Below are 20,652 nucleotides of genomic sequence, written 5' to 3' on the forward strand. Positions count from 1 at the left end.
ATGAGGTTGAAAGTTATAACTATTTCTGCAAATTAGATGAATTTCAGATGTCTACAATAGCTCGATCTATACAAGCCCTCATCTTTTCAGCTAGAGTTCGGGCATGGGGTTCTCTAAAAATAGAGTCGTGGTTTCCTGGGACATTTTGAATATCCAAATCTCCTAAGACCATTTCACTCCAACCCATTTTGGGGTCAACCTCCCGTTTTTCCAATGCATTGCGCTCATCTGCTCGGAATACAGTGACTCGACCTGGATAAGCTTTTAGAACGTATTCTCTGGCTGCCTGTTTATTGGCCTCTTCGATTGTTAATTTCCGGTAGTTATAAGGTACAGTCCGCCAGATTCTTAAGGAAAATTTAAAGATAAATTTTCGGAACTTCTCTTGAAGTTTATACTTCAGCCAAGAACTTTTATTTCTTATTTGCTCAAGTACGTAATTAGTCCCAAGTTTTGTCAGGTTGTCCCAATGCTGAGAAACTCGCTTTTCTAATGGCGCTTGTTTAATATAATTTGGGCCAGTGGTATCAAATAAAGCTAACAAAGCTACTTTTTGACCTTGCTTTACGAGTTGTTGAGCCATTTCCCAAGCTACTAGTCCGCCAAAGGAGGAGCCACCCAAAAAATAAGGGCCTTCAGGTTGAATAGTTTGTATTTCTTTGATGTAATGAGCCGCCATTTGTGCAAGCTTGGTAAAGGGAGCTTCTTTGCCGTTTAATCCTCGTGCTTGTAGTGCATAAAATGGCTGATTTTCACCTAAATGAAGTGATAAATCTCGGTAGTAGAGAACACTTAAACCAATTGCATGGATGCAAAACAGAGGTGGCTTAGAACCGTTGGGCTGCATTGGTACTAGTGATGACCAAGGCATCGGTTTTTCTGAGTTGATACTAGTATTACTCTCAACCTGATTATGGCTTTCTGGCAAAAACCCTTGCTGGCGAATAAAATTAGTTAATTGCTCAATGGTTGAAGATTGCAAGAGAATAGCTAAGGGCAGATTTAAACCAAATGTCTTTTCAATCTGAGAAAACAGGTGTACTGCAAGTAGTGAGTTTCCACCCAAATCAAAAAAGTTGTCTTTTATGCCAATAGGATGAATACCTAAAAGATTTTCCCAGATTTTAGTTAACTGAAGTTGTAATGGATCTTCTGCTGTGGCAAATATTTTTTCTATTTTAGAATTAGTTAGATTCAGCGCAGATAAGGCTTTGCGATTGACTTGGTTATTAGCATTCAATGGCAGAGAATCAACTATGAAAAAGGCAGAAGGCAACAAATGTTCAGGTAACTTTTGCTGGAGAAAACTCCGCAGTTGCTCACTTCCAAAAGTCTCTCCTTGTTCGGGGACAACATAAGCAACTAAACTTTTATCTCCAAGAACATCTTCTTTGGCAATCACCACAGTTTTTTGTACGCCTGGATATTGACCCAAAATTGTTTCAATTTCAGCCAACTCAATGCGAAAGCCGCGAATTTTTACCTGATTGTCTAAGCGGCCTAAAAACTCAATATTGCCGTCACTTAAGTAGCGTCCTAAATCACCAGTTCTGTAAAGGTATGCTCCAGATTCGCTGCTAAAGGGATTGGGGATAAATTTCTCAGATGTTAATTCGGGACGCTTAAAGTAGCCTTGGGTAACACCGATACTGCTGATGTAGATTTCACCAGTTACACCAATAGGGAGGAATTGCGATCGCCGATCGAGGATGTAGATTTGGGTATTGGCGATCGCTTTTCCTATGGGAATTTCTGACCGAGTGTTACTGGCTTCGGTGGCAGTTTCCGGATCGTAAACCGTGGCTGTTAAAGTTGTTTCTAGCGCTCCATAAGCATTCAGCCAGCGTACTTGCTTGCCAACTTTTTCTACCCAAGTTAGATAAGCATGGCGTGAGACTTTTTCACCACCAACCATAACTAAGCGCAAGCTGGCTGGTAAGCTTTGGGGAGACACAGATAGCTCCTTGACTAACTCATACCAAAAAGACGTGGCTAGATTAACAACAGTAATTTGTTGTTGAGCAATGAATGGGAAAAACTGCGTCGTCGATTGCATCTCCTGAGATTGGAGAATTGCAGTAGCACCAGTAATCCAAGTGGGAAAGAGTGATTCAATGAAAGTATCGCAACTGATATTAGGTATGAGTAGTAGGCGATCGCTCTGGGTCAACTCCCAAGTTTCGCTAATTGCTAAGCTGTGGCTGACAAGATTATCGTGGGTAATAGCTATACCGTTGGGTTTTCCATTGGAGCCGGACACATACATTACACAAGCGAGAGTCCGATCTGTGCCATAACTTTCTGGATTTTCAGTCACGTGTACGGCAATAACTTCCCAATCACTATCCAAACAGATAGCTTGTGCTTGATGCTCAGAGAGCTTCTTAACTAATGAGCTTTGGGTTAACACCAAAGATATTTGGGCATCTTCTAAAATGACAGTCAGACCATCTTGCCCAGATGTTGGAGCGATCGGTACGTAAGTTCCACCGACTTTCAAAATACCCAACAGCCCCACAATCATCTCCAGGGAAGGCTCTAGATAAAGACCAATGAGTACCCCCGATTCTACCCCTAAAGTTTGCAAATAGTAGGCTAGTTGATTTGCCCGGTGGTTAAGTTCCTGATAAGTTAATTGCTGATTTTTAAAACTGACTGCAATATTATTTGGAGTTCTTTTAGCTTGAGTTTCAAACCACTGATGTATACAAGTATGCTGGGGATAATCAGCTAGTTTGCTATTCCACTCAACTAACAATTGATGTTGTTCGGGTGCTGTCAACAGGGGTAATTCAGCAATCGGGCGATCGGGATTAGCAACAATACCTTCGAGTAAAGTTTTGAAGTGTCCCAACATCCGCTCTATGGTACTGGCATCAAACATCTCGGCATTGTAATCAAATACCATGCCTAGACCATTATCCTGTTCCCGCAAGACCAATGTTAAATCGTATTTGGTTTTGCCATGATAGATGTAGCCAAATAAAGAAGTGATAGTCAAATCAGGTAGTTGCACTGATGCCATGCCACGACCATTCGACCAAGGAGGATTGAGGGAGAATTTTACTTGAAACAGTGGCGAACTATTGCGACTTCGCTGTTCTGGTTTAAGTTCTTCAATTAGCTTCTCAAAGGGTAGGTCTTGATGGGTATAAGCTTCTAAACAATCCTTACGCACTCGCTCTAATAATTCTCGGAAAGTTGGATTTCCTGCAAAGTTACTCCGCAGTACAAGAGTATTAGAAAAAAATCCAATCAGCCCCTCGGTTTCAACTTGTCCTCGACCTGCACTTGCAAAGTTAATTAGTAGGTCTTCTTGTCCAGAATAACGGTAGAGCAATAGCTCGAATGCTGCCAATAGAGTCATGAACAGGGTGACACTCCATTTTTGACTCAGGTCTGTCAGGGCATGGTTCAGCGCCTTTGATAGCAGCAAGGCAGCGCGATCGCCTCGATAGGTTTGCACTCCTTGAGGACGGGGGCGATCGTAAGGTAAATCAATGATCGGTAAATTGCCTTCTAGCTTTTGCTTCCAGTAATTTACCTGTGACTCTAAAACCTCTCCCTGGAGCCATTGATATTGCCAATTGGTAAAATCAGCATACTGCACTGGTAAGGGAGTTAAAGGAGAAACCTTTCCTGCTGATAATGCTTTATAGATGGTAGTGAGGTCTTGATAGAACAGATCGGACGAAGCTCCATCACAAACTATGCAGTGCATATTCCAAATTAGCAGATGTTCGCGATCGCTCAATCGCAGCAGTAACACCCGCAAAATTGGCCCATTGGCTAAATCAAAAGGTTGATGAGCTTCTTTAGTTGCCAGTAGGTGAGCTTCCGCCTCTCGTTGTTCATCTGGTACTTGCCGCAAGTCAATTATTGGCAGTGTCAAGGAAACATCGGTGGCGATGACTTGAGTGGGTTTTCCATTCACTGCTGGAAAAGTTGTCCGCAGAACTTCATGGCGACGGACGACTTCTCTTAAACTTTTCTCTAAGACAGCAACATTCAGATTCCCCGTAAAACGCACCACAACTGGCATATTATTTGAGGAACTATCAGGTTCAAACTGATGGAGGAACCATATCCGTTGCTGACCAAAGGAAAGCGGCAAGTTGCCATTCCGTTCACAAGCGACAATTGGGGGAATCTGTGAACTGGCGGCTGTGTTAATTTGTCGGAGAAAGTTGATGATTTCGGCTTTTTGAGTTTTTAACTCGGTTAGCAATTCTGGTGTGAGACTATCTTTTGCCGCCCGATAGCGTAAGCGTTCGCCCTCTAGCCAAAGTTTGACATCGCGCTGACGTAGCTCAGATAGTAGTTCATCTAATGTTTTCATAGCTCACCTTCCTCGTAATCATCAGCTGTTTCACTCTCAGCAGCCTGAACACCTTGGGCTGCCCACCGCAGAGTTTCCACTCGTTCAGCCAAATCTGCTACCGTTGGTAATTCAAATAAATTGGACATCAAAATTTCTGCTTGCAACGCTTGGCGCATTCGAGAAATCACTTGAATTCCTAGTAGAGAATACCCACCTAATTCAAAAAAGTTGTCGTTAATCCCAACCTGCTTGACATTAAGAACTTGTGCCCAGATATCTGCAATCTGCTGTTCAATGGGAGTGCGAGGCGCTACATAATTTGCCTCCAGTTCCGGGCGGGAAGCATCAGGCTGCGGCAATGCCTTGCGATCGACTTTGCCATTGGGGGTTAACGGCATCGCTTCTAGTGCCATAAAAATCGTTGGCACCATAAAGTCAGGAAGTTGTTGTTTCAAGAATCGACGCAATTGCGAAATCACTTCCAAGCTATCTTGACCAGTTTCGGCAACAATATAACCGACTAAACTAGTCTCATTCGGAATGTCTTCTCGAACAATTACAACAGCTTCTTTTACGCCTGGATGTTGCAGGAGTGCGGTTTCAATTTCACCCAATTCTATGCGGAAACCACGCAATTTTACCTGATAGTCGATACGACCCAAGTATTCAATATGTCCATCTGGTAAATAGCGAGCTAAATCCCCAGTTTTGTATAAGCGCGATTCAGGGTTTGGGCTGAAGGGATTAGAAATAAATCTTTCAGCAGTCAGTTCGGGACGATTTAGATATCCCCTTGCTAGTCCTTCGCCACCAATATACAACTCACCTGATATACCAATGGGAACGGGTTGTAAATGGGAGTCTAAAATGTAGATTTGCGTATTAGCTAGAGGGCAACCAATGCCTATAGGTTTATTTGCCGTTGTCACCTTGTAGCCTGTTGACCAAATCGTTGTTTCTGTAGGCCCGTACAGGTTCCACAGACAAGCTCCCTTGGGTAATAATTGATTTGCGAGGTCTTTAGGTAAGGCTTCACCTGTGGAAATCATCTTGAGTTGAGGACTACCTTGCCATCCGGCTGCCAGTAGTAGCCGCCAAGTAACTGGTGTCGGTTGCATAAAGGTTGCCCCGGAGGTGGTTAGCGCTTTTAACAGTTGTGTCCCGTCAGCCGCAACTTCACGGCTTACCAATACCAACTTCGCACCTACAGACAGGGGTAGAAAAATTTCTGAAACGGCAATATCAAAGGATAGGCTAGTAACAGAGAGGAGAGTATCTTCAGCAGTTAAACCGGGTTCTTGAGCGATCGCATTCAGCAGATTAACAGCACTTTGATGTTGAATTTGAACGCCTTTCGGTTGACCTGTCGAGCCAGATGTATAGATGACGTAGGCTAAGTTATTAGCAGTGACGTTAGGTGTTGGGTTATCTAACCCGTAATCTGTGGATTGCCAGTTGCTATCAAGGCAAACAATCTTTGCGTGATGATTGGGTAGCCCCGACTTTAGCTTCTCTTGCGTTAGTAGCACTGACACCTGAGCATCTTGCAGCATGAAAGCTAAACGTTCTTGAGGATAAGCATAATCTAATGGTACGTAGGCTCCCCCGGCTTTGAGAATGCCTAAAACTCCTACAACCATTTCCAAGCTGCGATCGACACACAGACCAACCAGAACTTCTGAGCCGACTCCTAAGCTTTGGAGATAATGGGCTAGTTGATTGGCTCGCTGATTGAGTTCGCGGTAGCTAATTTGTTCATTTTCAAAAACTACAGCGATCGCATCTGGAGTCTTTTCCACTTGAGTTTCAAACAGCTGGTGAATGCAGATATCTTGGGGATAAGCTGTTTGAGTATTGTTCCATGCTGCTAATAACTGTTGCTCGACTGCTGGCAAAATTGGCAATTTAGCAATAATTTGATTAGGGTTAGCAACTATACCAAATAACAAAGTTTCAAACTCTGCCATCCGGCGGCGGATAGTATCAGCGTCAAATAAATTAGTGTTGTACTGACATTCCAGAATAAGTTCACCATGCGATTCCGTAGCATTGATAAACAGTTCAAAATTCTCGAAGGCGCGGGGATTGGAGAAAAATTCTACTTCTAAATCGATAAACGGAAGTCGATCGCTGTCTAAGGCTTGATCGACATTAAATATAATTGGTACTAAGGGAATGCGGCTGGAATCCCGTGGCAATACTAATTTTTTGACCAGACTGCCAAAGGTAAATTGTTGATGGTCATAAGCATCTAAGACAGCCGATCGCCGCGTTTGCAAGTAGTCGCTGAAAGATTTTTCGCCATTAATCTGGCTACGCAATGGTAGTAAATTTACACAGTGACCTACAAGATTATATTGCCCTAAAGCAGCTTGTCCGGCGGCTGGAATACCTACAACTAAATCGTTTTGTCCTGTTAATCGGTGCAGCCAGACCTCGAATCCTCCCAGGATCGTAGTCATAAAGCTACAACCGAGTTTTGTTCCTAGTTGTTTCAGGTTGGCAACTAATTCGGGATTTAAATGCCAATCTTCGCGGGCGGCATTAAAGGTTCTGAGTGGGGGACGGGGGCGATCGCTAGGGAAATCCAGTACAGGTACAGAGTCAGCGAATTGTTGTAACCAGTATTGTTCTGTGGCGATCGCTTCTGCACTATCCGCCTCTTCTTCCTGCAAAATCGCATATTCACTTAAGTAGTCTGGTTCTTCTAATTCAGGAACAATACCCTGTTGCAAGCCAGAATAAAATTTACCCAAATCTGGCATCAGTACTGCCCAAGACCAACCATCACAAATAATATGATGGGCTGTCAAAATAGCTAGATGCTCCTGCGGCTGCAATTTGACAATTTTTGCCCGAAATAGAGGCCCATGTTCCAAATCAAAAGGTTGCTCTACCTCTTGTCGCAAGATACTAGCTAATTTTTCCTGTTTTTGCTGTGGTTCTAGGTTAGACAGTTCAATAATAGGAATTTCAATTTGCCGAGAAGCAACAATGCAGAGTGTATTGCCATCGGTACTAAAAGTTGTCCGTAGTGCTTCATGACGTTGTACTAACTTTTCCACCGCAGATTGGAAAAGTTTGACATCAAGTTTGCCTTTTAGTCGCAGAGATTGAGACTCATTATAAGCACAATTAGCAGCATCGCCCATTTGCACAGAAGCCCAAATTTCTTTTTGTGATTCTGTGGCGGGGGCGGTTAGAAGTAATTCTCCATCTGCAAATGGATCAAAATCAACCGCAGTTAATGTCGATTGGTAATCTACAGGTGATAAGGTCATAAAACTCTATTATTTTCTCAGTTTATTGAATGTGGATAAATCTAAATCTTTTTTAGATTCCTGACTTTAAATACCTTGTTTAGCTAAGATTGTAGATTTTAAATAATTACGTGCGGGGACTTCTACGTATCTATATGTCAATGATGCAGCCAATAAAACAATCATAAGAAATACTCCTAAAGATGTCAACGATTGATATTCTGTGAATTCTTTGCCAAAAACATCGTGAAATTTATAAAGCCAGAAAAATTTTAACAATTCTTGAACAAACCAATGAACCATATAAATTGAGTAAGAGATAGTGCCGATATATAGCATTAACTGGGAATTGAGAAACTTTGAAATTATACTTTTATTGTTGATAGATACAGATAAAATCAGTAGAGAAAAAGCTGGTAAAATTAGCCAATCATGAATGTTACGAGAATGATGCCAGTAGTAATGCATAATCAAAATTATCCAAGTTATAGCTATAACTGCCAGGAAATTAAGATTAAAATACTTTTGATAATTACCTCTATGATAAATTTTATAGGTTATAATACCAAGGATGCATTCTAGCCCACATCTAGCTATCGAAGGTATACCAATAATCGTATCTAAATTTCCACGGGTAAAGGTGATTAGTAGTAATATACAAAAAAGAGTAGAAATATAAATTATCAAATCGTTTTTGAATTTATTTTTTAATAAAAGTAATAATAAAAATGGAAATATACAGTAAATGAAAAACTCTACACTTATTGACCAAGCTGGCTCATTCCAATAGGTGTTACACCATAATAAAGGTAAGCACTTGAAGTCAAATGCTTGGAGAAAAAAAATATTGGAAAAAAGAGCCGTTAAGTTAAATTTACCAGTAAAAGCAGAAGTGTTTAGGAAAAGTAATTTTACAACCTCTAATCCAACAAATAGAAAAATAATAAATATATGCAGAGGATAAATTCTCGCAAAACGCGAGAATAAATATGAACGATAGTTCTTTAAACTGACTTTCAAACAAAAAGTATCGGCATAAACGTGGGTCATGATAAAACCACTCAGAATAAAGAAAAAATCAACCCATAAATATCCATTTTGAAAAAAATTAGTATAGGTTGACAAAGTTGAACCTGTTATCGGTAAACCGTAGTAAGAAAAATGGTGTACAACAACAACCAAGGCTGCAATACCGCGTAAAGAAGTGAGCGATTTGATGTGTTTATACATTGAGATTTTTGGTTTTAGTTTCTATCTATAGCAATTTTATTTAAATTGTAAATTCTTTTTTTAAATTAGATGCGTAGTTGATTTATTTTGGCTAACCGAGGATGTAAAAAGCACTTATTTCGGTATAAAAACAAGCTACGCAAAGTATCTAGAAGAAAAGATTTCACAAATGAGTTAGAATGGCTATAGAACACCAATTCATTATTCAGGCTAGTTAATAATTAGTCATTTGAGAAAATTAGATTTTTTCACAATCTTGTTGATAAATTGCTTTAACTTCCCCTCAATAGATTTTAGTTTTAATACACCAGAGCGCAGGATCATAAATTTACTTTTCGGTCGGCGATCGGATAGAAGACCCAGAGCAAAAATTTTGAGCCGATCTTTCAAAGCAGATTTATCTGGTGGAGTGGGTTTTAATCCCAGTCTGCGTAAGTAGCTGTTGACCTGATATATTCTGGCTTTGAGATCGTAAGGTCGCAGATAAAAGAGGATACTCAAAGCTACAGAAACATTATTACCATTTTTGGCCCAATGGGGTGCCAATATCGGATGATGGAGTCCCTTACCTGGTTGCAAATGATAAACAGTCGCTTTACTCTGATTCTCCTCTTTATAATTTGCTACGTTCAGGTCGCCTACATAAAATTTTTCAATTTCCTCTTCGCTCAGTACAGAACGATCGCTTTGATTGAAGAGGCTCATATCTTTCTTGCCCTGAATTTGAAACAGGAAATTCAACTCACTATCGATATGATAAGGTGTAATAGAATTTGGGGAACCAATAAAGATGTAAGCACCTAGCCACGTCATCTGCTGCCGAAGGGGTTTACCTGTAAGAGTTTCGAGTTCAGTTATAATCTGGTTGACCAAGGCAGCATATTCTGGGTCTACTTGAACATCTTCAAGCATGACCCAAGAATCCGATTCACCGATATGTGCGATCGCCTCGTTAATTTGCTTGATTCCAGGTCGCTGATTCCACTTTTGCTCAACAGGAACTTTGCTGATATAAGACTGGATTTTATTTGTTCTACCCTGACTTAGCATGGTATTTGCAAGCTCAACTAAGCGGGGGATCTCAAATAAAGGATGTCCTGCAAGGTTGTGCGAAAACATGAAGTGAGAAGAGTTGAAGTTTTCCCGGAAGTTTGAAACATCAGTTTCAATGATTTGTTCGGGAATTTTCAGATCGGACTTAATAGAACTCGGTTCAAGTAGATTATCAACTGACATACAAAACCTGGATGGATGAGTATTTACTATTTGCAAAAATTACTGACGCTCACTACACTTTCTATACACTCGATTTTTTAAAGCACTTCAGAAAACACTTGCGACTTGTAAATATTTCCCAGGACGCTCGGTATCGGGGATGTACCAAGCGGGGTTTCCTTGGGGATCTCGTCCTAATTTGGCATCAGGTTGCGGAGGACGATTACGTAAACTGTTATTGGTTTCGCGGTTTGTTACTTCTATAGGCGGTGCAGACAAGAAGCCAGCAGACTGCATTTCGGCAATACTTTCTTTAAAGGCTGCCATTACGAAAGCCAGATCGGCTTCGGAATGGGCTGTTGTCAAGAAGCAAGGACGGTGATCCCAAGTATGCACTCCCTTATCCCGCAGCAAGTAAAACAGTAAATCTCCGTAGGGAAACTCTGGTAAAGACTTCACCATGAACAGGGAACCGAAATTATAAGCTGTAAACGGAGCCTGAACTTGCTGGAAATAGCCCATAAGTTCCGCTACAAACTTATCGGTTCTGGCATTGAGATTTTGCTGCAAGCTGGGGCCACTCTGTTTTAAATGTTGAAGCACTGCTTTGGCGGCTGCTAGTGCTAAAGGATGGCGGACGAAAGTGCCAGCGAAGTAAGTCACACCTACTTCTGGAACGGAGTCATCGCCAAACTGCCAAAACCCACCATCCAAAGCATCCATATATTGTGATTTGCCAGCAATGACTCCAATTGGTAGCCCACCGCCCACAATCTTACCGTAGGTTGCTATGTCCGCCTTGATACCGAAATGTGCCTGAGCGCCACCTGGATGAATTCTGAATCCGGTAACGATTTCATCAAAAATCAGGGCAATACCAGCTTCTTCCGTGAAATCACGCAATTGCTGGAGGAATTCTTTAGGCTGGTATTCAGGGCGACGGCTTTGCACAGATTCCACCATCACTGCTGCTAACTCATCAGCCCGACTTCTGAGGATTTCTAGAGACTCAGGCGAATCATAGTCCACCACCAAAATGTTCTCTACCATTTCCGGTGGGATACCAGGAGCAGCAGGAATTGACCGGAGTTTCTTTGTACCTCGAACAATTACTTCATCCAAAATACCGTGATAAGCTCCAGAAAAGATGGCAATCAAGTTACGTCCTGTGATGGTGCGTGCCATCCGCATCGCTCCCAGTACCGCTTCCGAACCTGTGTTGCAAAAGGCTGCTCGGTCAAAGTTGGTCAACTCACACATCAGCTTTGCCACTTCTCCAACTAAGGGAGTTTGCGGCCCAATTTCCATGCCGAGTTTGAGTTGTGCTTCAATTGCCTCAGTAATGAAAGGTGGCGACCAACCAAACAAATTCAAGCCAAAGCCATTGCTTAAATCGACGTATTCATTACCATCAACATCCCAAAGTTTAGAACCTGAAGAACGAGACGCTACGATGGGGTAAACCATCTCTTTCATCGTCGGGTTAAATCCGGAAACAGTTCTTGGGTCTGCCAAATAAGGGCGATGAGTTTGAGTATATTCTTTGGATTTTTGAGTCCGTTTTGTATATCTTTGGATAATTTTGTCTAGATGAGTGCGTTGTTGCACTGTCAAAGTTTTAGTCTGGGTCTTTTCAATTCGAGCAGCCGCACCAAATGCCTTTTTCGCACCATTTGACTCTGTTTCTACTGATGCTGATTCTTTGCTGGTTTGGGTTGAGGGGACAGATACAGCATTTTGTGGCTTGACACCATTATTTTGAGATGTTGCCGCAGGTACAACTGGAATTGTTACAGATTGACTGCTATTACCCAATAGTGCCAATTGCTGGCTCATAATTTGTAGCTGCTGATTAATCACACCTTCTAGGATGCTACTAGATGCAGCAGGTTGGAGGGAAATCTTAGGTGCAGATCCATTTGATCCATTTGTGTGAACTTCATGAACTACCAAGGTGGGTGATGTAGTTACAGGTGCAGGTTCTGGCAATGAGGCTTCTGGAACGATATCTGCAACGGTTTCTGTTAATCCTAATGCGGATAAAGTTTCGGGAGACAAGGCTGAATTGATAAAGTCGGCCAGTGTTCCTAAATTGGGGTAAATTTCTAGTAACTGCCTAAGTGTAACTTTGACTTGAAATTTTTTCTTTAACGCTAGCCCGACTTGTGTCAAAGATAAGGAATCTAATCCCATTTCTAAAAATGTTATTGAGTCGTCAACACTAGCAATTTCCAATCCTGATGTTTCTTCGATAATTTGTTTGAGCAGAGGAATAAGTTTTTGCTGAGGGGATGTTGTCATAGTTTGAGTCTTTTCTAATAATTGGGGATTTAAAAGTTTGGGAGTTGCTGCCCGATTGGGATGAGGTGGAGGATCGATCCAGAAGCGTTGGCGTTCAAAGGGATAAGTCGGTAGAGGAATTCGTTGTCGCGTTTCCCTTTGATAGAAGTTGCTCCAGTCAATAGATACTCCTGCTAACCACAGTTGTCCTACTGCCTTGAGTAATGCCGTCCATTCAGCTTCGTTTTCGGCGTTATCACCCAAAGAAGGAATTGCAATCTGTTGTTTAATATCTTTTGCTTGTTGGCGGGCTAAGGTCGTAGTTGTGATTCGCGGCCCTACCTCTAACAGTAGCCGTTCTGGCTGCTGCCATAAGGTTTGTACGCCCTCTGCAAATCGCACAGTCTGACGCAGATGTGTAGCCCAATACATCGGATCGGTTGCTTGCTGGGGTGTAATCCAGTCGGCGGTAACTGTGGATACAAAGGGAATTTGGGGTGGCGATAATTTAACTTTCCCAACTACCTCAGCAAAGGGGTGAATGATGCTATCCATCATTGGGGAGTGGAAAGCGTGGTAAGTGTGTAAATGGCGACAGATAACTTCTTCGCTTTCTAGTTGTTTTTGCAGAGATGCGATCGCCTCTGTGGGGCCAGAAACTACACACAGAGAAGGGCCATTAATTGCAGCGATCGCTAGTTCTGCACTCAATCGCGGCTCTACCTCTTTGGCTGGTAAGCGCACTGAGAGCATAGCTCCTGCCGGTAACTCCCACATGAAGCGACCGCGAGTTGCAACCAACATCAGCGCATCTTCTAAGGTGAATACACCTGCAATACAGGCGGCGACAAATTCGCCAATACTGTGACCAATCATGGCTTGGGGCTTGACTCCCCAACTTTGCCATAGTTGCGCTAAAGCGTATTCAATGACGAATAGTGCTGGTTGGGTAAAGCAGGTTTGTCGCAATGAGATAGCCGCAGTTTCGCGCTCGCTCGGTGCTGGATAGATGATTTTTCGTAAATCCTTGCCCAGCAAAGGCTTAAGCATTTCAGCACATTCATCTACAGCTTCCTGGAATACAGGTTCGTGGTTGTAGAGATTCAGTCCCATGTTCACATATTGCGATCCTTGTCCGGGGAACATGAAGACAACGGCTGGATTGCGGATTTCTGTATGACGGGTATTTACTTGATTTGAATCTAAAGATTGCAGGGCTGCGATCGCATCTGTAATATCGTGACAAACTATACTACGTCGGTAATTAAAAGCTTTGCGCCCGCGCTGTAAAGTATAAGCTACATCAGGTAAGTTAATTTCGGCATTATATTGTAAATGTTGCTGCAAATTTGCTGTTGCAGCCTCTAAAGCTTGACTAGTTTTTGCCGAGAGCAACAATAGCTGTTGTGGGCGAGAAAATCCTGAACTTTGGATTTGTGGCGCTTCTTCCAGCACAATATGAGCATTAGTCCCACCGACACCAAAAGAACTCACGCCGGCTCGTCGCAAAGTTTCACCCTCCGACCATTCAGCTAGTTTGGTATTTACATAGAAGGGGCTGTTGGCAAGGTCAATTTTGGGATTGGGAGCCTCAAAATTTAGACTTGGTGGGATCTTTTTATAATGCAGGGCAAGAGCGGTTTTAATTAACCCTGCTACTCCAGCCGCCGCAACTAAATGTCCGACATTGCTTTTAAGAGAGCCGATCGCACAAAATTGTTTAGCATCTGTATGCACCCGGAATGCTTGCGTTAGCGCTTCAATTTCAATTGGGTCGCCTAAAGGTGTAGCTGTGCCGTGAGCTTCAATATAAGAGATGGTTTCTGGGTGAAAGTTAGCGTAAGCTTGCGCCATTGCAATGGCCTCTGCTTGTCCGTCTACACTGGGAGCGGTAAAGCTCACCTTATCAGCGCCGTCATTATTGATACCAGAACCTCGAATTACAGCATAGATGCGATCGCCATCATTGAGTGCATCTTCTAAACGCTTGAGGACAACTACTCCTGCACCATTGTTGAACATTGTGCCCTGAGCGTTGGCATCAAAGGGACGACAATGCCCATCTCCAGAGAGCATACTGCCTTCTTGAGTCATATAACCGCTGTTTTGAGGTGTAGTCATAGATACACCACCGGACAAAGCCAAATCGCACTGATAGCTGGTTAAGGCTTGACAAGCCTGAATGACTGCTACCAAAGAAGTGGAACAGGCTGTATTAACGCTGACGGCTGGGCCTTTGAGGTTGAGTTTGTAAGCCGCACGGGTGGTTAAAAAGTCTTTTTCATTGGCTAACATCGTTTGGAATTCACCGATGCGATCGACAATTTCCATACGACCAGCAATATGGTTAGCAAAATAAGTATTTTGACCACAACCAGCGTATAAACTTATCAAACCCTCAAAAGATTCTGATTCATAACCAGCATTTTCTAGGGCTTCATAAACCAACTCTAGAAATACTCTAGCTTGTGGGTCCATAACCACAGCTTCAAGTGGATTAATGCCAAAGAAAGCGGCATCAAAGGTTTCGCCCCCAGGAATTATTCCTCTAGCTTTTACATAGCTAGGATCTTTGCAAAGGTTCGGATCGATACTAGGATCTAATTCTTCATCTTCAAAGAAAGTCGTTGATTCTAATCCCTCGCACAGATTGCGCCAAAATTCATCGACATTTCCAGCGCCAGGAAATCTTCCTACCATGCCAATAATGGCAACACCATCACTAGGATCTTGGTTATCGGATGCTTGCATATTTACCATTGCTTAAACACCTTGTTGATGATTACGGCGACGAGCACGAGCTGCTTGTTGGCGTTGGGCACGATTTTGCAGCTTGTCAGAAGACGGTTGGCTGTTCTGGTTTGAATCCAAATAGTTTGCTAAAGAGCCAATTGTTGAATACTGAAATAGCTTTACAGCAGGTAGCTCAATACCAAGTTCCTGTTTTATTCGCGCAGCAACTTGGAGAATTGAGATTGAAGTTGCTCCCAAATCAAAGAAATTATCATCAATCCCAACGCGATCGATTTTGAGCAGTTCGGATAAAATACCTGCAAGCAGACGTTCTAAATCGCTTTGCGGAGCAATGTACGCTTGTTCGAGTTGCGGACGTTCTCTACTTGGTGCTGGCAATTTATGTCTATCTACTTTGCCATTTGCAGTCAAAGGCAGTGATTCTAACATCATAAATGCCGATGGCACCATGTAATTAGGTAGTCGCTGTTGTAAGAAACCACGTAATTTATTGTGCGTATATCCACTGTTATAGTGAGGAACAATATAAGCCGTTAACTGTTTTTCAACTGCTTCATCCTGACGAGCTAAAACGACAATTTCCCGAACATCAGGATGTTGTGCAATTTCTCGCTCAATTTCCCCTAGTTCAATTCGGAAACCGCGAATTTTTACCTGATTGTCAATACGACCTAAAAACTCAATATTTCCATCTGGAAGATAACGAGCTAAATCTCCTGTTTTGTAAAGGCGCGTTGCTAAATTGTTATAAAATGAGTGAGAAATGAATTTTTCGGCAGTTAGGTCAGGGCGATTTAAATAGCCTCTAGCTAATCCATCACCACCAATGTACAATTCACCAGCTTCTCCAATTGGTATTGATTGGAGGTTTTTATCTAATATATAAACTTGGGTGTTAGCAATTGGACGACCAATAGGAATCGAAACATCTGGTTGTAGTGGTGCTGTTATGGGATGGCAGCAGGTAAAAGTTGTATTCTCAGTTGGTCCATAACCATTAATTAGTTGACAGTTCTCTACTGTTTGGAGAAACTTCTGTACATGAGGAACAGATAAGACATCACCACCCGCTAAAAGTTGACGTAAGGATTTTAAAGCATCAATTTTTTTATCTACTATCAGGTGAAATAAACCGGCTGTCAGCCAAAGAGTAGTAACTTGGTATTGCTGAATAATCTGCCCTAATTCTTCTAAAGATGGTGTATTAGGAGGGTAAATTACTAGTCGCCCACCATTAAGTAAACAACCCCAAATTTCAAAAGTGGAAGCATCGAAGGAAATAGGAGCAAGTTGCAGAATTACTTCTTCAGGTGTGAGTTGAGCATAATTAGTTTCTTTGACTAACCTAACTACACCACGATGGATAACGCTAACACCTTTGGGTGTACCTGTAGAACCTGATGTATACATAACATAAGCCAAGTTATCAGCAGTGACACTAGTGCTTAAGTTATCTTTGCTATTTTGGGCGATTGTATTCCAATCTGCATCTAGGCAAATTACAAATGCTGTGTGAGTAGGTAATTTGGTAACTAGTTCTTTTTGAGTTAGTAGTACAGATACCTGAGTATCTGACAGCATAAAAGCTAAACGTTCTTGTGGGTACCCTGGATCTAATGGTACATAAGCTCCACCTGCTTTCAGGATAGCTAAGAGTGCTATAACCATTTCTAAGGAGCGCTCTATACAGATTCCTACAAGAATTTCTGTTCCTACTCCTAGCGATCGTAGATGTTTTGCTAATTGATTAGCACGATTATTCAAATCTCTATAAGTAAGATGCTGATTATTAAAAATTAGTGCTACAGCATCAGGTGTTTTCTCTACTTGTGCTTCAAACAACTTATGAATAGACGCTTGTTGAGGATAATCAGTTTGAGTATGATTCCACTCTATTAGTAGGTTATTTTCAGATTCTTTCAAAATAGATAATGTTAAATTATCTCGTTCTAAGTTATTTTCTGATGATAAAGGTTGACCATTGGTCATCAGTAATTCATTTTTATGTTGATCCAATGAATTAGTTATTTTTTTCATTTTTAACTGAAATCAAAAATATTTATATCAATGAGTAACAAAGAATTAGGTGTATTTAAATTTAAAATGGGATGTTTGTTTTCCGTATTTAGATAAACAGATAAAATCAAAATTTGAAAAGCGTTTTTATATGTTTGAATCTTAGTGTTTTTACGTAGAATTTATGGTGACATTGTTAGCTTTAAATTTATATTAAAAGACTAATTTGACAAAAAATTATGCCGCAATACTACAATATTTGTGTGAAAGGGCACTGACTCTAAGATTTATTTCTCTCATTCTGACCTATTTCCTCCAAATCGCAGTTATTTCCAGTACATCTTCATTGAAAATTAAAACTTTAGGGATGTTTGCAATGGGAATATTAACTGTACGCAGGCTTATTTTGAGATAACAAGAAGAATTAATACCTTGAGGAACAAAGAATACTGCGATTTTAGCAACTGATAAGTAATGTAAACTCTTCGAGGTAGGTTGGACCCCAGCGAAACGAAAATAGGGTGAGCATTACAATACCCACCCCACAATAACCAACTATTTGCTGTAGTCTATGTAATTGAAAACCGCTGTTTTAACTGATAGTTATTTCTGCCGTGCTGCACTAGGCCAACAGACTAAGCCACAACACTAGCAGAGAAAACGAAGTCATTTGCACTCAGATTAGTTGAGGTAATTTGTAGTAATGAAGCCAACTCTGTATTTCCGAGTTTTACGATAGTGTCAGCACCCTGTTGCAATAGGGTTAGAGCACTAAACTGAGTGACACCAATTCCGCCCAGCCCGATTTTATCAATACCGATCGCAAAATCAGCCACGATGTTCTTATTAGATGGCAGACTGGCGTTAGCAATCCAGAATTGGTCAGCACCAGCACCACCAGTAAGGCTATTACTACCCTTTTGGCCAGCAAATAGCACATCATCACTATCACCACCAAATAGTGAATCATTTACACTGGAGAATAATTTGTCATCTCCAGAGCCACCATAGAGACGGTTATTGCTACCATTACTGGTGAGGGTGTCGTTACCTGAGCCACCGAAGGATAATTGACGAGTACCTTCAACTACTGTGATAGTGTCAGCACCTGCGCCTCCAAACAAATTATTATTACCACTTGCTTCGACTACGGTAAATTCATCATTACCATTGCCACCATCAGTACTAGTATTGTTAGCAGGGCTATTTGCGCCAATTGAGACTCGATCGTTACCATCCCCAGTGGACACAGAGGAGTTACTACCAACTACTACCGTGTCATCACCCTTTCCAGTTAGAATTTTGTTACCTTTAATACCCTCTACAAAGTCTGCACCGTCACCTGTAAATAAGGTTTGATTTGGCTTAAGGGTGACATCATCGCTACTGGTAGAACCAAATTGAAGGTCTAGTGTTGTTAGTCCAACAGTGCGACCATCAAACCCTGCGGCTGTAAAGTAATGAGTATTGCCTACACTTTGAGAATCTAGAATTGTTGCTTGACCATTAGTAGTTTCTTCTGAAGTCAAGACTTCTTTCCTGGAGGGAACTGTATCCGGGCCTCCCACCAATGCTTCTGTAATGGCACGACCTTTCAAATCGCCATTACTGGGAATATTTAACCCCAGAATCCGAGCAAGTGTAGGCGTTACATCAGCATTACTGACAGGTGCATAGTCCACATAACCTTGTTTAAAGTCAGGGCCAATAGCCTCCATATTATTGAAAGTATCACCTCGACCAAAGCTGCCATGCATCCCCTGCCCTTGCTGCAAAGTTGTATCAGCAATTTCTACCTGAGCTTGAGGGTTGTTTGGGTTATTTGGGTCGCTGCTAAAGCTTTTGAAGTTGATAACTATAGATGGAACCGGTGTTTTAGCATCACCTTTTAGCCAGATCGCACTCAGTGGTAAAGCACCTGGAATAGTTCCATAAGCATCGTCTACAAAAATACCACTGATGTAGTCCTTTTGCGAGAGCAAATTCACTACCTGTTTGGCTAAATCAGCATTGCCATTGGGCAGATAAATCAAGTCTGAACCACCGTTAGCAGCTACAACTATCTTTGTACCTGGGTCAAGTTGGCCATTAATTACTTCACCTGTTCCACCAATTACACCATTCCCAGAAATAGGACGTTGACCTTTTGTGGCATCAACAGTTGCATACTGGATCTTGTTGAGGTCTGGGGGGAGAGTTGTAGGGTTAGGATCGTATAAGGGTAGACCGAGATCGTGAGCCAAATCAATCGCCACAAAGCCTGCTGGGAGAAATCCCGGATTTACGCCTGCATAAGTTTGGGTGGCAGCATAACTTGTAGTTTTTGTCCCTTGGCTATCAATAGCTTGTTTGCTGATGGTAGAAAAACCGTGGTCGGAAGTAACAAAGACATCAGTAGTCTTGTCCAAGCCTGTGCTTTTGAGATAGTCAAGAAGTTGCTTTAAATTATCATCAGCGTTTTTCACCCCAGCTTTGGAAGTAGGGCCATTGATACCTGGTGTCAAGGTATTTAAACTATCACCCTGGTTGTGTTGACTACCATCGGGATCTCTTGACCAGTAAACCAATGCGAATGGTTTACCATCTTCTTGAAACTTAGGTAAAATTACTTTGGTAGTGGCATCTGCAAAGTATTGTTGTTGAGCCACATTGGCATTCAGGGTGCCAGGAGTTGTGTTGGTACCAGCTGGTTGGACTCGCGTTGTCGGTTTTACATCTAAACCAGCAGCTTGTAACCGACTAACAATATCTGGATCGAGTGGAACACCAGAAGGTGAACCAACAGGTGTAGTCGGCGGTGTCGCACCATTTGTAGTGTCATCAATAATAATTGTATCAGGAGTAGGAATAGTACCTGTAGTACCACCTTCTCGGTTAACTTGGGTAACATCTTGGATCGCAACAGGCCCTAATTTACCAACTGCTGCTGTGTTGAAACCCTGCGATCGCGCATAAGCTAAGAGTGACTCTTCATCTAAAAAGTTGTTACCGGGAAATTTTTCATCGATATCTCCCAGAACTGCATCATTTTCGATAAATGGGGTGACACTACCATTGGCATTAGCACTAGGAAAACCAGTGTAAATAGTGTTGCTAAAGTCACCTGTATCACCAAGATAATGTCCCGTGGCGATCGCAGAAGCATTAGGCGTGGTAAATGTCGGAAAGATCGAATGACTATTGGCAAAAGTAACTCCCTGCTGACGAATGCTATATAAAGTCGGGGTATCAATAGGGTTTACAGAACCGTTACGCAATCCATCTGCAACAAAAATAATGACATTTCTACCGTTGCCATTTGTATCAGTCATGCCAACTACTCCTTAAGTATTATGAGCTACGAGCGATGCCTACGACTGGCTATCTCTACGCAGCAATTGTGTGTTTATAGACTGAGTGATTAATAACACTCAACCCAAGCAAAAAATTTTTAGCTATAGAAACCCAAGTAGTATTTGGCGACAAAATGCTTAAAGTCTACAAAAATTAGTGGAGATAAATTAATGAACTTAAATCTGGTTACTGTTTTAAAAGATAGTTGTTCAATGTTTAAGGAAAGTTATAAACAAGTTAAGA

7 protein-coding genes are annotated in these 20,652 nt (G+C 41.7%); all 7 read right to left on the bottom strand.

The window, feature by feature from the left end; all coding sequences use genetic code 11:
• Positions 1–43: 43 nt before the first annotated feature.
• Positions 44–4,339 carry an amino acid adenylation domain-containing protein gene (locus tag RMY64_RS04175; protein ID WP_322673531.1) on the bottom strand — a complete coding sequence of 1,432 codons (4,296 nt, stop codon included), beginning with the start codon at positions 4,337–4,339 and terminating at the stop codon, positions 44–46.
• Positions 4,336–7,602: an amino acid adenylation domain-containing protein gene (locus RMY64_RS04180; protein ID WP_322673532.1), complete on the bottom strand. Its 3,267-nt coding sequence runs from the start codon at positions 7,600–7,602 to the stop codon at positions 4,336–4,338. Before RMY64_RS04180 ends, RMY64_RS04175 begins: the two co-directional genes overlap by 4 nt.
• Before the next feature lie 66 nt (positions 7,603–7,668).
• Entirely contained in the window at positions 7,669–8,811 is a 1,143-nt protein-coding gene (locus RMY64_RS04185; RefSeq protein ID WP_322673533.1) for an acyltransferase, read from the bottom strand.
• A gap of 225 nt (positions 8,812–9,036) precedes the next feature.
• Positions 9,037–10,047 carry a cupin-like domain-containing protein gene (locus tag RMY64_RS04190; protein WP_322699380.1) on the bottom strand — a complete coding sequence of 337 codons (1,011 nt, stop codon included), beginning with the start codon at positions 10,045–10,047 and terminating at the stop codon, positions 9,037–9,039.
• An 87-nt stretch (positions 10,048–10,134) separates the two neighbouring features.
• Complete coding sequence (locus RMY64_RS04195) at positions 10,135–15,066, bottom strand: aminotransferase class III-fold pyridoxal phosphate-dependent enzyme (RefSeq protein ID WP_322699381.1); 4,932 nt, start codon at positions 15,064–15,066, stop codon at positions 10,135–10,137.
• Between the two features lie 3 nt (positions 15,067–15,069).
• On the bottom strand, positions 15,070–17,097 hold the full coding sequence (locus tag RMY64_RS04200; RefSeq protein WP_322699382.1) for a non-ribosomal peptide synthetase: 2,028 nt from the start codon (positions 17,095–17,097) through the stop codon (positions 15,070–15,072).
• Between the two features lie 614 nt (positions 17,098–17,711).
• Positions 17,712–20,387: an alkaline phosphatase family protein gene (locus tag RMY64_RS04205; protein ID WP_322673537.1), complete on the bottom strand. Its 2,676-nt coding sequence runs from the start codon at positions 20,385–20,387 to the stop codon at positions 17,712–17,714.
• Positions 20,388–20,652 lie beyond the last annotated feature (265 nt).

The sequence above is a fragment of the Nostoc sp. DedQUE08 genome (assembly GCF_034530895.1).
In the GTDB taxonomy this organism is placed as follows: Bacteria; Cyanobacteriota; Cyanobacteriia; order Cyanobacteriales; family Nostocaceae; genus Nostoc.